Below are 11,891 nucleotides of genomic sequence, written 5' to 3' on the forward strand. Positions count from 1 at the left end.
TATGTTCCGGTGGCCCCAACGCGTGCGTCACCGGCAATCTATCCACATATTGATCCACAGCAGCTTGTGGATAATCGCGGGGCCACCCCCTATCCATAGTGAAAGAAGGGCATCCATTCTGACCTGTTTCACGCATTTGCGTGGCAAGCGAAATTTATTTTCGTTCGCATATTGTCCCTCTTGCCTTTTACGAGAGCCAGAGAAGTCCGTGCGTCGCTGCGATGCCACGTGGTTGAATGTCGATGAAGCGAGTCAGCGCTGCACGGAGGGAGTCTCCATATCGTCATTTATCCTCTTGCAAGCATGTGAGGCTGTGGCACTATCCCTTGTATCGGGTTAACGGGGGTTACCCAACAGATTGTGATTGCACCGGCCGGACCATTTTCGGACGAGAGGCGTTTTGTCTCATGCGATCTCGCTGCTGGATAGCCCCGATGCGGATCCGGGCGGCCTTAATCACAAGGCTTGACCGAATCGAACGAAACATGAACATTCGGGGGCTCGAATGGATTTTCGTGACAGCGAACAAACAGGTGCAGATGACGTGGCGACGGTAATCGACGAAGTGGTGGAAACAGTGGCGCAGAAGAAGAAAGCCGCGCCCGCAAAGGCGCCGTCCTCTTCCTCGATCCAGGCGCGCAGGTTTGACGTGGTTACGGATGACAGCCGTGACGCGCTGCTGACCGAGTTCGGCAAGGATACGCTCAAGGACCGCTATCTGCTGCCCGGTGAGAGCTATCAGGATCTGTTCGCCCGCGTGGCTGCCGCCTATGCCGACGACCAGGATCACGCCCAGCGCGTCTATGACTATATTTCGCGCCTCTGGTTCATGCCGGCGACGCCCGTTCTGTCGAACGGCGGCACCGGGCGCGGCCTGCCGATCAGCTGCTATCTGAACAGCGTGGACGACAGCCTGGAAGGCATCGTCAACACCTGGAACGAGAATGTCTGGCTGGCCTCGCGCGGCGGCGGCATCGGCACCTATTGGGGCAGCGTGCGCGGCATCGGCGAGCCGGTGGGCCTTAACGGCAAGACCAGCGGCATCATCCCCTTCGTCCGCGTGATGGACAGCCTGACGCTGGCGATCAGCCAGGGCTCGCTGCGCCGCGGATCGGCGGCCTGCTATCTCGACATCTCCCATCCGGAGATCGAGGAGTTTCTGGAAATCCGCAAGCCCAGCGGCGACTTCAACCGCAAGGCGCTGAACCTGCACCATGGCGTGCTGTTGACCGACGAATTCATGGAAGCGGTGCATAGTGGCGCCGAATTCCCGCTGAAGTCGCCCAAGGACGGTTCGGTCCGTGGCAAGGTCGATGCGCGCAGCCTGTTCCAGAAGCTGGTGGAGACCCGCCTGGCGACCGGCGAGCCATATATCGTCTTTTCCGACACCGTGAACAACACGATGCCCAAGCATCATCGTGACCTGGGCCTCAAGGTATCGACATCCAATCTCTGTTCCGAAATCACTTTGCCGACGGGTCGCGACCATCTCGGCAATGACCGGACGGCGGTCTGCTGCCTTTCGTCCCTGAACCTCGAAACCTGGGACGAATGGAACAAGGACCCCGTTTTCGTCGAGGACGTCATGCGCTTCCTCGACAATGTGCTGCAGGACTATATCGACCGAGCGCCGGACGAAATGGCGCGGGCCAAATATAGCGCCGAGCGCGAACGGTCGGTGGGCCTGGGGGTGATGGGGTTCCACTCCTTCCTCCAGGCCCGGGGCCTTCCCTTCGAAGGGGCGATGGCCAAGAGCTGGAACCTGCGCATCTTCAAGCATATCAACGAGAAGGTGAACGAAGCCTCGATGCAGCTCGCGGTCGAGCGCGGCCCGTGCCCGGACGCTGCCGACATGGGCGTCATGGAGCGGTTCAGCTGCAAGATGGCGATTGCGCCCACCGCGTCGATCTCGATCATCTGCGGCGGCACTTCGGCCTGCATCGAGCCGATCCCGGCCAACATCTACACCCACAAGACGCTGTCCGGCAGCTTCGTGGTGAAGAACCCCTATCTGGAAAAGATCCTCCGCGACAAATCGAAGGACAGCACCAACGTCTGGAACTCGATCCTGGAGCGCGGCGGTTCGGTCCAGCATCTCGACTTCCTCAGCCAGGAAGAAAAGGACACGTTCAAGACCAGCTTCGAAATCGACCAGCGCTGGCTGCTCGAACTGGCCGCCGACCGTACGCCCTATATCGACCAGGCGCAGTCGCTGAACCTGTTCATCCCGGCGGATGTGGAAAAATGGGACCTGCTGATGCTCCACTATCGCGCGTGGGAGCTGGGCATCAAGTCGCTCTACTATCTGCGGTCCAAGTCGGTGCAGCGCGCGGGTTTCGCGGGCGGGGTGGAAGCCGACAATACGATCGATGCGCCTAAGTTCGAACTGGCCGGCGGGAGCACCGACTATGACGAATGCCTCGCCTGCCAATGAGCTAATGGGGGGGATGGGCGCGGCGGTTAACCCTGCCGCGCCCACACAATCGCTCCCGAATTCGTCAGCCTTCGTCCTCTTCCTCTTCGAAAAGGACAGCGTTGGCGCCTGTAGCGGACAGCCTTACGGTGCCATCCTCGTCAACCCCGGCGATCAGTCCTTCGCTGATATAATGATGATGTCCCGCATGACTGCCTTCGCCGCTGTCCGCCTTGATCAGCTTGATACGGTCGCCATCGACATGATCGACCGTGCCGACATGCACGCCGTCAGCGCCGATAATATCGGCATGTTCCTTGATGCTGCTCAGATCAACCATCATATTGCTCCTGTGCCGGGAATGACGGGGTCTGAACGCCCTGCGCGCGCACAGGTTGCGCTAACCCATTAATCGCGGAGCCGACCCATGCCCCTTCTGCAAGCCAGCAAGGTTTACAAGCCTTTCGAATATCCCTGGGCCTATGAATATTGGAAGCGCCAGCAGCAGCTGCACTGGCTGCCCGAGGAAGTGCCGCTGGGCGAGGATTGCCGCGATTGGGCGCAGAAGCTGTCCGACCATGAGCGCAACCTGCTGACGCAGATCTTCCGCTTCTTCACCCAGGCGGACGTGGAAGTGCAGGATTGCTACCACGAAAAATATGGCCGCGTGTTCAAGCCGACCGAAGTGAAGATGATGCTGACCGCGTTCAGCAACATGGAAACGGTCCATATCGCCGCCTACAGCCATCTGCTCGATACGATCGGCATGCCCGAAACCGAATATTCGGCCTTCATGCAGTATAAGGAGATGAAGGATAAGCATGACTATCTGAGCCAGTTCGGCGTCGACACGGACGAGGATATCGCCAAGACGCTGGCCATGTTCGGCGGCTTTACCGAAGGGCTGCAGCTCTTCGCCAGCTTCGCGATGCTGATGAACTTCCCGCGCTTCAACAAGATGAAGGGCATGGGCCAAATCGTCACCTGGTCGGTCCGCGACGAGACGCTGCACTGCGAAGGCATCATCAAGCTGTTCCACGCCTTCGTGAAGGAACGCGACTGCCTGACCCCGTCGGTCAAGGACGACATCATGGACATGTGCCAGAAGACGGTGCGGATCGAGGACGCGTTCATCGACCTCGTCTTCGAAATGGGTCCTGTGCCCGGCATGACGCCCAAGGACATCAAGAAATATGTCCGCTACATCGCCGACTGGCGCCTGGGGCAGCTGGGCCTCAAGCCCATCTACATGATCGATGACCACCCGCTCCCCTGGCTCGCCCCGCTGCTGAATGGTGTGGAGCACGCCAACTTCTTCGAAACCCGCGCAACCGAATATTCCAAGGGCGCCACGCGCGGCCAGTGGACCGAGGTGTGGGACGCGTTCGATCGCCGCAAGAAGCTGAAGGCGGGCGATGCCGCCAATGTGGACGAGGCGAGCGATCCGGACATGTTCAAGGCTGCGGGGATCGCGGCGGAGTGATTTAGCGAAAAGCGAAAGGCGACGTCGTTGGCGCGACGTCGCCTTTCGGCCGAACAGGAAACGCTGCCCCTGTCGGCAGGGCAGAGCTTTAGACCCAACCCTCAGCTATTCGGGTTCTACAGCCTTCTGCCTCCTTAAGCAACCAAGGCGGCCGGAGTACTTAAAATGCTAAGAACCTACCCATCCTATTTTATTTACCGAGATATCAAGGGATTGTGGCGTTGGACCTATGAAGCGTCCAACGGCAAGACCATCGCGGTGAGTAGCGAAAGTTATTCGAACAAGAGCGATTGTCAGCGCGGCATAGACATTATGAAGGCGTCCGACACCAGCCCGATGTGGATGCCAACCGCGGACCTAAGAGCAGCATAGCCAAAAGAACGAGGGTGGAGCGACTAGGCTCTACCCTCTACCTTGTGCCACCCGGCTGCTCTGCCTTGGTCAAGTGGTCTACTGCGTTCGCAGGTGTATCGCAAGAAGCCCTTAAGCGAGTGGGTGTTGTTTCGCTGTCCTACAACTCCTGCCTTAGGCTAGGGTCTCCTGGCTCTTTCAATCTGTGGGAAATAGGAAAAATAGCACCGGCATTTTTCATCAATTAACGGTGTGAACTTCGCTACTTCGCAAAGCTCACGAGAACCGACCACCGCCACCTGTCCCCCCGCTGAACGCGACGTTTTGTTCCGTTCATGCAACGTCCACGCGGGATGAAGTGTTTAGCTCCACAGCCAGACAAGAGATGGCAAGGAGTAGAACATGAAGATGACCCTCAAAGGCACAATCGCTGCGCTGTCGCTCGGCGCGATGACCCTGACCGGCACTGTTGCCATGGCCCAGGGCTATGGCCGCGACGATAATCGCGAGTGGCGCGATCGGGATCGCGATCGGGACGGCAACTGGCGCGACCGTGACGATCGCGACTGGAAGCGCGAAGGCCGCCACGACAATGGCCGTCACAGAGGCCATTGGAAGCGTCCGGGACGCGTCGTTTATAATTATGACTGGAACCGGCCGGACCCGCGCTATGGGCGTTATTATCGCCCCGATCGCTATTATCGCGACGGCTATGAGCCCATCCGCGTGACGCGTCAGACCCGCATCTATCGTGGTTATGATGACCGCTATTATTGCCGCCGCTCGGACGGAACGACCGGGCTGATCGTCGGCGCGGCGCTGGGCGGATTGCTCGGTAGCCAGATCGACCGTGGCTATTCAAACACGGCCGGTATCCTGATCGGGGGCGGCGCGGGCGCGCTGCTCGGCCGCGAGATTGATCGCGGCAGTGTGAGCTGCCGTTAACTACGGCACCAAGGCTGGCGCGCCCCCGACCAGGGACGCGCCAGCCCCTCGGCCACTAGCAGTGCGCCGATCGACTGTCCCTGCCGCGTGACCAGGCGCAGCAGGCGGCCGTAGCGATCCCGATCCCGTTGATAGCTGGCAACGGCGAACGGCCCCGCATTGAGCAGCGCCTGTAGTCGCATCGTCGCCTGCCTGCCCAGGGCGCCCTCCGCGCCGCAGCGCGCGCCGTGGGTTTCGGGTGTATCGATGTCGGCGATCCGTACCTTTTCACCCGCCATGCGGAATGTGTCGCCGTCGATGACGCAATTGTCTGCCTGAACGCTGCGGCCGCATAGGCCAAATTGCGCGCTCAGCGGATCGCGCTGTTGAGATGAAGCTGCTTGGGCAGGGGAGAAGAGGAGGGCGGTTAAGGCGAGTGCGGCGAGCGCAGCGCGCTGGGGAAGGGGAGTGGCCATGCTCCCGCTTTGCCCAATGCCGGCACGGCTGCAGCGCGAAGCTGATCCACCTTCTCGCCAGAATGGCGCGATCGGGGAAGGGGCTTATGGAGCGATGGCCCGTCCATAGCCGCCGCGCCTCGCGGACGAGGCTTCATCCTATTCCTCATCCTCTGTATTGCCGAGGAAATCTTCCTCATCGTCCATCTGCGGTTCCCCGGCGAAGGCGTCATTATCGATCCGTCCGGAACGGTTCATTTCCTCCATCCGCTCGACGAGGTCGGGGGTGTCGTCGGGAATGATCTGCGCGGGGTTCGGCCGCCCGCCGCGCTCGCTGTCTTCAGACAGATCGGTGGAGCGGACGCGGGCGTCGTCGGCGACGTCCTGCGCCTGGGCTCCGCTGTCCCTCTGTTCGTCATTTTCCTCGATCTGGTCGGGGAAGCGGTCCTTGTCGTCCTGGGTCATGGCATGTCTCCTTGCCTGCCCAACCGATCAATCGGGCGCCCGTTCCATGGCAGGCAAAAGGCGCTGGACAGCAGCGGCAGCAGGGGGCAAGAGCCGCGCGATCCTTTCATCCGCTCCTCCTTTCGAAGGAAATCCCATGTCCCGCAAACTCATCTCCTCGGGTTCGCCTTTCGAGGCGCAGGTCGGCTATTCGCGCGCCGTCGTTCAGGGCGACTGGTGCTTCGTCGCCGGTACCACCGGGACCGATCCGGAGACGAAGGCGATGCCCGAAAGCGTCGTCGATCAGGGCGTCAATGCGCTCAAGGTCATCGGCAAGGCGCTGGAGGACGCAGGCTTTTCCTTCGCCGACGTGGTGCGGGTGACCTATTATATCACCGACCCGGCCTATTGGGACGAACTGGGCAAGGCGACCGCCCCGGTGTTCGGCGAGATCCGCCCGGCGGCGAGCTGCATCATCACGGGCCTCATCAAGCCAGAGATGAAGATCGAGATCGAAGTCACCGCGTTTAAAGGCTGACCCCCATGATCACCATGTATGGCATCAAAAATTGCGACACGATCAAGAAGGCGCGCAATTTCCTGGATAATGAGCGCGTCGCCTACAGCTTCCACGACTATAAGGTGTCTGGCGTGGACAAGGGGAAGCTGGAGGAATGGGTGATGGAGCATGGGTGGGAAACCATCCTCAATCGCTCCGGCACCACCTTCAAGGCGCTGGACGCCGGGGACAAGGCGCATATCGACGCCGACAAGGCAATCCTGTTGATGAGCGCCAACCCGTCGATGATCAAGCGGCCGATCCTGGATGTGGGCGGGCAGACCGTCGTCGGATTCAAGGCATCGACCTATGAAGCGGCGCTACACAAGGCGAAAGCCTGACGGCGGCAACGGCGGCTTGTCAAATGAGGCGGGTGGGCGAATAACAGGCACATGCTTTCGCAGAAAACCCGTTACGCCATCCGCGCGCTTCAACATCTCGCCGACCGTTACCGACAGGGGCCAGTACCCCTGAACGAGATCGCGACGCGGCAAAATATCCCGGCGAAGTTCCTGACGGTCATCCTGTCGGAACTGTCGCGCGAAGGGCTGGTCGCGACGCAGCGCGGGCGTGACGGAGGATATTGGCTGGCGCTGGCTCCGGTCGATGTCAGCTATGGTGACATTGTCCGGCTGACGCGCGGATCGCTCGCGCTGACGCCCTGCGCCAGCCGATTCGCGCATGAGACCTGCACTAACTGCCTGCCCGAATCGGAATGCAGGCTTCATCGCGTGATGCTTCGGGTTCGTGACGAGACGGCAAAGGTGCTGGACAGCATTAGCCTGGCGGAGCCCTTCGCGATGGAAGACGCTGTCTAGCTCTTGCGCCGGGCGCGGGGCTTCGCCACATCGGGCGGCATGACCACACCCCCGCTCAAAGCCGCGCTGATCCCTGTCACTCCATTGCAGCAGAATTGCACGCTGTTCTGGTGCACCGCTACCAATCGGGGCGCGTTTGTCGATCCGGGTGGCGACCTGCCACGGCTCAAGGCGGCGGCGGCGCAGCATGGCGTGACGATCGAGAAGATCCTCGTGACGCACGGCCATATCGACCATTGCGGCGAAGCGGGCATGCTGGCCAAGGAGTTGGGCGTGCCGATCGAAGGACCGCATGAGGCGGACCGTTTCTGGATCAATCGGCTGGAGGAGGACGGGCGTAATTACGGCATCCGCGGGCAACTGTTCGAGCCCGACCGCTGGCTGACCGATGGCGACAAGGTGCGCGTCGGCGAACTGGAGCTGGACGTCTATCATTGCCCCGGCCACACGCCGGGGCATGTCGTCTTCCACCATGGCCCCAGCAAGCTGGCGATCGTGGGCGACGTGCTGTTCCAGGGATCGATCGGGCGGACTGACTTTCCCATGGGTAATCACCAGCAGCTGATCGATGCGATCACCGGCAAGCTGTGGCCGCTAGGCGGCGATACCGCTTTCGTACCCGGTCATGGACCGATGAGCGATTTTGCGCATGAACGCCGCACCAATCCTTTTGTGGGAGACGCGGTGCTCGCCTGATTCGTTAGCGCGCGGCCATGGCTGGAGGGGCGGGCACGGCGCGGGTTGCGTGATAGGCGACGTAGAGGGCGGTCACCGCCAGCGCGGCCGTGACGATCCAGGAGAGCAGCGCGCCACCGGCACGCCATAGGGTGGGATGATCGGCGTCCATGCCGATCCCATGCGCAGCGCGGGCCACGACATAGACTAAAGCTCCGATCCACAGCCAGAGCGGCGAGCCAAGCGCCAGCTCGATAAGGGCGAAGAGAATGAGGATGATCGGCGTATATTCGGTGAAGTTGGCGTGCGCCCGCATCCGCCGCGCGAGCAGAGGGTCGCCGCCGTCGCCATGCAAAGCCTTGCTGCCAACGCGAATCCGGGCGCAGCGGAAGGCAAGCCACAGGTTGAGGAGCGCACAGCCTGCGGCCAAGGTCAGCGTGATCGGCAACAGCATCGCATGTCTCTCCCCGTCTTTCCGTTGGCGGCACAATAAACGGCCATGGTTTGGGAACAAGGAAGGACTTGCACCTCGGTCAAAAAGCGCTATAGGCGCAGGGCTTCGCGATCATCCGGGCCGCATGGGTCTGCGGCGCCTGTGGCGTCGGCATCCATCGGATACTGGCCAGTCGCACAACCAGATTTAATTATGGAATAAGGTGCCGACATGGCTGTCCCCAAGAGGAAAACGTCTCCGTCCCGTCGCGGCATGCGCCGTAGCCACGATGCGCTGCGCGTCGAAGCGTTCCAGGAATGCTCGAACTGTGGCGAACTGAAGCGCCCGCATAATCTGTGCGAAGGCTGCGGTCATTATAACGGCCGCGAAGTCGTTGCCGTCGGGGCCTGACGACACACTCTCTCCTGCAAAGGTGTCCTGAAGTGTCTAGCCAACCGCGAATCGCAATCGACGCGATGGGCGGGGATGAAGGCGTGCGCGTGATGATGGCGGGTGTAGCGCTCGCCCGTCACCGTCATGAAGGGCTGCGCTTCACCCTTTTTGGAGATGAGACGCGGATCAAGGCCGCGCTCGATCATCACCCGAACTTGCGCGCGGCGTCCGAAGTGGTCCATGCCAGCGATGTCGTCGCTGCCGGGGATAAGCCCAGCGCCGCCATCCGCAAAAAGGCCAGCTCCATGAGCATGGCCATCGCGGCGGTGAAAGCGGGCGAGGCGGGCGCTGCAGTCTCCTCGGGCAATACCGGCGCGCTAATGGCCATGGCCAAGCTTGCGCTGCGCACCATGCCGGGTGTCGATCGTCCGGCGTTGGCTGCCCTGTTGCCGACGCTTGGCGCAAATGACGTAGTCATGCTGGACCTTGGCGCGAATACGGAATGCGACGCCCGTAATCTCGTTCAGTTTGCAGTGATGGGTGCGGCTTATGCCCGCATCGCTTTCGATCTGGAACGTCCACGCGTTCGGCTGATGAATATCGGCACCGAGGAGATGAAGGGCACGGAGGAAATCCGCGACGCGGCGGCTATGCTGCGTGCCGCCACCAGCCTCCCACTGTCTTTCGAAGGCTTCACGGAGGGCGACAAGATCGGCCGCGGCGAGGCGGACGTCATCGTCAGTGATGGTTTCTCCGGCAATGTCGCGCTCAAGACGGCGGAGGGCACCGCCCGTTTCGTCACGGATTTGCTGCGCACGGCTTTTACCAGCTCTATCCGGTCGAAAATCGGGTTCCTCATTTCCAAGCCGGCGATGCATCTGCTAAAGCATCATCTCGACCCTAACAATCATAATGGCGCCGTATTCCTGGGCCTGAATGGCGTGGTCGTGAAGAGTCACGGCAGCGCCAATGACAAGGGCGTGGCGAATGCGGTTCATGTCGCCGCGCGGCTGCTGGAAGAAGATATCACCCGGCGTATCGCCGCTGACATGGCGGGCGTCAGCGCGCTGACAGGCGCGGCGTCCAAACAGGAGCTCGCCGCAAAGTGATCCGCAGATCCATCCTCCTGGGCACGGGATCGGCTCTGCCGGTCCGCGCAGTCAGCAACGCTGAATTGGCGCAGACGGTCGATACCAGCGACGAATGGATCGTTGAACGTACCGGCATTCGCAATCGGCACATCGCCGGTGAGGGTGAGACGACGGCGACCCTTGCGACCGATGCGGCCAGGGCAGCCTTGGATGCTGCAGGTCTCGCGGCGCAGGACATCGACCTCATCATCCTGGCGACGGCCACGCCGGACCAGACTTTTCCTGCCAGCGCCACCATTGTGCAGGCAGCGCTCGGCATAGACGATTGCGTCGCTTTTGACGTTGCGGCGGTCTGCTCGGGCTTCCTTTACGCGGTCACGGTCGCTGACAGCATGATCCGTTCAGGCGCAGCGCAGCGCGCGCTGGTGATCGGATCGGAGACGTTCAGCCGCATCCTGGATTGGGAAGATCGCACGACCTGCGTTCTGTTTGGGGACGGCGCAGGAGCAATCGTGCTGGGCGCGGAAGAAAGCGCCGATGGGAAGCGCGGTATCCTGGCGGCCAAGCTGCACGCTGACGGACGGCATAACCAGTTGCTCTATGTCGATGGCGGCCCTTCAACGACCAGGACCGTCGGCAAGCTGCGCATGAAGGGGCAGGAAGTGTTCCGTCACGCGGTGGTGAATCTGGCCTCCGTCCTGACCGAAGTCATGGAATTGGCGGGCCTCAGCGCATCCGACATCGACTGGCTGATCCCGCACCAAGCCAATGCCCGCATCCTCGATGCGACCGCGCGAAAGCTGAAGCTGTCACCGGAACGGGTGGTGATGACGGTTGATCGGCATGCCAATACATCCGCCGCTTCGGTGCCATTGGCGCTTGACCTGGCGATGCGTGACGGTCGGATCAAAGCTGGTGATTTGCTGGTGCTGGAGGCGATGGGTGGGGGCTTTACCTGGGGTGCATGCCTTTTGCGCCTGTAAGCCCTTCGATATAGCCAGAATTCTTTGAGGTTTTGCTACAGTTCATCTTGCCGAATCACTCGGGTTATCGCAGGATCTACCACTCTCATCCGCATCAACCCGGCGGGTGGAGTTGGGGACGTTCGATGACTGGCAATGCTACCCTGACGCGTGCGGATCTCGCAGAAAGCGTAAATCGTCACATCGGCCTCTCACGATCGGAGGCGGCTGCCCTGATCGAATCCATATTGGAGCACATGACCTCTGCACTGGAACGCGGGGAAAATGTGAAAATTTCGAGTTTTGGCACCTTCGTGCTGCGCGACAAGACGCAGCGCATGGGGCGGAATCCCAAAACAGGTGTCGAGGTTCCGATCGAGCCGCGACGGGTGCTGACCTTCCGCGCCAGCCAGACGATGCGGGACCGCGTCGCCGCTTCCTGAAGCGCACGCGCTGCATTCCTGCCTGTCCTCCCATGGTTGACCTTTGCGCTCTGATGAGTGCAACATCGTGACCATGGAGAAGGCAGAGGGCGCATTCCTGACCATCAGCGAGCTGTCAGGGGAACTGGGGCTTCCGCAGCATATATTGCGGTATTGGGAAACGCGTTTCCCTCAATTGCGGCCGCTGCAGCGGTCTGGCAACCGCCGCTATTACCGGCCTGCCGACGTCGCGCTGGTACGGCGCATCAATCATCTGTTGAATGTTGAAGGCTTCACTGTCCGAGGCGCACAAAAGGCACTGGCCGATGGCAGCGGGACAGCGGATCAGAGGCTGTCTGCCAGCCCACCGCCTGTTGCGGCGCCGGTCGGTGCGGAAAGGAGCGGGGATTTGCTGGAACGCCTGCAGGCCATTAGAGCGGCGCTGGCCAGCGCAATCGGCGACTGACG

17 protein-coding genes are annotated in these 11,891 nt (G+C 61.3%); 13 read left to right on the forward strand and 4 right to left on the reverse strand.

The annotated features are described in order from the left end of the window. The first annotated feature begins 505 nt into the window (after window positions 1-505). Window positions 506-2,434, forward strand: a complete 1,929-nt coding sequence (locus EP837_RS09005; RefSeq protein WP_066526598.1) for a ribonucleoside-diphosphate reductase subunit alpha — start codon at window positions 506-508, stop codon at window positions 2,432-2,434. Window positions 2,435-2,498: 64 nt separating this feature from the next. Here the strand turns inward: EP837_RS09005 and EP837_RS09010 are convergent, their stop codons facing one another. Further along, complete coding sequence (locus tag EP837_RS09010; protein WP_066529065.1) at window positions 2,499-2,753, reverse strand: DUF2171 domain-containing protein; 255 nt, start codon at window positions 2,751-2,753, stop codon at window positions 2,499-2,501. 87 nt (window positions 2,754-2,840) lie between these two features. On the opposite strand from EP837_RS09010, the gene EP837_RS09015 reads away from it, so the two are divergent. The 3 genes from EP837_RS09015 to EP837_RS09025 all read left to right on the forward strand — a co-directional run bounded on the left by EP837_RS09015 (window position 2,841) and on the right by EP837_RS09025 (window position 5,192). Continuing rightward, a complete protein-coding gene (locus tag EP837_RS09015; protein ID WP_066526600.1) occupies window positions 2,841-3,896 on the forward strand; it encodes a ribonucleotide-diphosphate reductase subunit beta in 1,056 nt (351 codons plus the stop codon). A 165-nt stretch (window positions 3,897-4,061) separates the two neighbouring features. Continuing rightward, window positions 4,062-4,268, forward strand: a complete 207-nt coding sequence (locus tag EP837_RS22015) for a YegP family protein (protein WP_066526603.1) — start codon at window positions 4,062-4,064, stop codon at window positions 4,266-4,268. A 381-nt stretch (window positions 4,269-4,649) separates the two neighbouring features. Continuing rightward, on the forward strand, window positions 4,650-5,192 hold the full coding sequence (locus EP837_RS09025; protein ID WP_066526605.1) for a glycine zipper 2TM domain-containing protein: 543 nt from the start codon (window positions 4,650-4,652) through the stop codon (window positions 5,190-5,192). On the opposite strand, the gene EP837_RS09030 is transcribed toward EP837_RS09025, so the two are convergent. Both EP837_RS09030 and EP837_RS09035 read right to left on the reverse strand, forming a co-directional pair. Further along, the gene (locus EP837_RS09030) at window positions 5,189-5,647 is read right to left on the reverse strand and encodes a thermonuclease family protein (protein WP_082919593.1); all 459 of its coding nucleotides are present in this window, start codon (window positions 5,645-5,647) and stop codon (window positions 5,189-5,191) included. The two genes, EP837_RS09025 and EP837_RS09030, sit on opposite strands and share 4 nt — an antisense overlap. A 138-nt stretch (window positions 5,648-5,785) precedes the next feature. After that, window positions 5,786-6,091, reverse strand: coding sequence for a hypothetical protein (locus EP837_RS09035; RefSeq protein WP_066526607.1), 306 nt, complete (start codon window positions 6,089-6,091; stop codon window positions 5,786-5,788). Window positions 6,092-6,227: 136 nt separating this feature from the next. Between EP837_RS09035 and EP837_RS09040 the strand changes: the two genes are divergently transcribed. Genes EP837_RS09040 through EP837_RS09055 form a run of 4 tightly spaced genes read left to right on the forward strand, consistent with a single transcriptional unit; the run spans window position 6,228 to window position 8,143 of the window. Beyond that, complete coding sequence (locus tag EP837_RS09040; RefSeq protein ID WP_066529071.1) at window positions 6,228-6,608, forward strand: RidA family protein; 381 nt, start codon at window positions 6,228-6,230, stop codon at window positions 6,606-6,608. 5 nt (window positions 6,609-6,613) lie between these two features. After that, entirely contained in the window at window positions 6,614-6,970 is a 357-nt protein-coding gene (locus EP837_RS09045; RefSeq protein ID WP_066526608.1) for an ArsC family reductase, read from the forward strand. A gap of 51 nt (window positions 6,971-7,021) precedes the next feature. Next, window positions 7,022-7,447 (forward strand): RrF2 family transcriptional regulator, encoded by a 426-nt coding sequence (locus EP837_RS09050; RefSeq protein ID WP_066526610.1) that lies wholly within the window; start codon window positions 7,022-7,024, stop codon window positions 7,445-7,447. A 39-nt stretch (window positions 7,448-7,486) separates the two neighbouring features. Then, entirely contained in the window at window positions 7,487-8,143 is a 657-nt protein-coding gene (locus tag EP837_RS09055; RefSeq protein ID WP_066529076.1) for an MBL fold metallo-hydrolase, read from the forward strand. A 4-nt stretch (window positions 8,144-8,147) separates the two neighbouring features. Here EP837_RS09055 and EP837_RS09060 read toward each other — a convergent pair whose 3' ends face one another. Continuing rightward, entirely contained in the window at window positions 8,148-8,576 is a 429-nt protein-coding gene (locus tag EP837_RS09060; protein ID WP_066526613.1) for an MAPEG family protein, read from the reverse strand. A 210-nt stretch (window positions 8,577-8,786) separates the two neighbouring features. Between EP837_RS09060 and rpmF the strand changes: the two genes are divergently transcribed. The 5 genes from rpmF to EP837_RS09085 all read left to right on the forward strand — a co-directional run bounded on the left by rpmF (window position 8,787) and on the right by EP837_RS09085 (window position 11,889). Next, complete coding sequence (gene rpmF / locus EP837_RS20430; protein WP_082919594.1) at window positions 8,787-8,966, forward strand: 50S ribosomal protein L32; 180 nt, start codon at window positions 8,787-8,789, stop codon at window positions 8,964-8,966. A 65-nt stretch (window positions 8,967-9,031) separates the two neighbouring features. Further along, a complete protein-coding gene (plsX, locus tag EP837_RS09070; protein WP_066526615.1) occupies window positions 9,032-10,057 on the forward strand; it encodes a phosphate acyltransferase PlsX in 1,026 nt (341 codons plus the stop codon). Continuing rightward, window positions 10,054-11,022, forward strand: coding sequence for a beta-ketoacyl-ACP synthase III (locus EP837_RS09075; protein WP_066526617.1), 969 nt, complete (start codon window positions 10,054-10,056; stop codon window positions 11,020-11,022). Before plsX ends, EP837_RS09075 begins: the two co-directional genes overlap by 4 nt. A 125-nt stretch (window positions 11,023-11,147) precedes the next feature. Continuing rightward, window positions 11,148-11,444: an integration host factor subunit alpha gene (gene ihfA, locus EP837_RS09080; RefSeq protein WP_066526619.1), complete on the forward strand. Its 297-nt coding sequence runs from the start codon at window positions 11,148-11,150 to the stop codon at window positions 11,442-11,444. 73 nt (window positions 11,445-11,517) lie between these two features. Next, complete coding sequence (locus EP837_RS09085; RefSeq protein WP_066526622.1) at window positions 11,518-11,889, forward strand: MerR family transcriptional regulator; 372 nt, start codon at window positions 11,518-11,520, stop codon at window positions 11,887-11,889. Window positions 11,890-11,891: the final 2 nt, after the last annotated feature.

This window comes from Sphingobium sp. EP60837 (assembly GCF_001658005.1).
GTDB classification, from domain to species: domain Bacteria; phylum Pseudomonadota; class Alphaproteobacteria; order Sphingomonadales; family Sphingomonadaceae; genus Sphingobium; species Sphingobium tyrosinilyticum.

Coding starts and splice junctions, on each gene's coding strand:
- EP837_RS09050 (WP_066526610.1), top strand. CDS start 7,022: ATGCTTTCGCAGAAAACCCGTTACGCCATCCGCGCGCTTCAACATCTC.
- EP837_RS09030 (WP_082919593.1), bottom strand. CDS start 5,647: ATGGCCACTCCCCTTCCCCAGCGCGCTGCGCTCGCCGCACTCGCCTTA.
- EP837_RS09040 (WP_066529071.1), top strand. CDS start 6,228: ATGTCCCGCAAACTCATCTCCTCGGGTTCGCCTTTCGAGGCGCAGGTC.
- EP837_RS22015 (WP_066526603.1), top strand. CDS start 4,062: ATGCTAAGAACCTACCCATCCTATTTTATTTACCGAGATATCAAGGGA.
- EP837_RS09085 (WP_066526622.1), top strand. CDS start 11,518: ATGGAGAAGGCAGAGGGCGCATTCCTGACCATCAGCGAGCTGTCAGGG.
- EP837_RS09015 (WP_066526600.1), top strand. CDS start 2,841: ATGCCCCTTCTGCAAGCCAGCAAGGTTTACAAGCCTTTCGAATATCCC.
- EP837_RS09025 (WP_066526605.1), top strand. CDS start 4,650: ATGAAGATGACCCTCAAAGGCACAATCGCTGCGCTGTCGCTCGGCGCG.
- EP837_RS09045 (WP_066526608.1), top strand. CDS start 6,614: ATGATCACCATGTATGGCATCAAAAATTGCGACACGATCAAGAAGGCG.
- plsX (WP_066526615.1), top strand. CDS start 9,032: ATGGGCGGGGATGAAGGCGTGCGCGTGATGATGGCGGGTGTAGCGCTC.
- EP837_RS09060 (WP_066526613.1), bottom strand. CDS start 8,576: ATGCTGTTGCCGATCACGCTGACCTTGGCCGCAGGCTGTGCGCTCCTC.
- rpmF (WP_082919594.1), top strand. CDS start 8,787: ATGGCTGTCCCCAAGAGGAAAACGTCTCCGTCCCGTCGCGGCATGCGC.
- EP837_RS09035 (WP_066526607.1), bottom strand. CDS start 6,091: ATGACCCAGGACGACAAGGACCGCTTCCCCGACCAGATCGAGGAAAAT.
- EP837_RS09005 (WP_066526598.1), top strand. CDS start 506: ATGGATTTTCGTGACAGCGAACAAACAGGTGCAGATGACGTGGCGACG.
- EP837_RS09010 (WP_066529065.1), bottom strand. CDS start 2,753: ATGGTTGATCTGAGCAGCATCAAGGAACATGCCGATATTATCGGCGCT.
- EP837_RS09055 (WP_066529076.1), top strand. CDS start 7,487: ATGACCACACCCCCGCTCAAAGCCGCGCTGATCCCTGTCACTCCATTG.
- ihfA (WP_066526619.1), top strand. CDS start 11,148: ATGACTGGCAATGCTACCCTGACGCGTGCGGATCTCGCAGAAAGCGTA.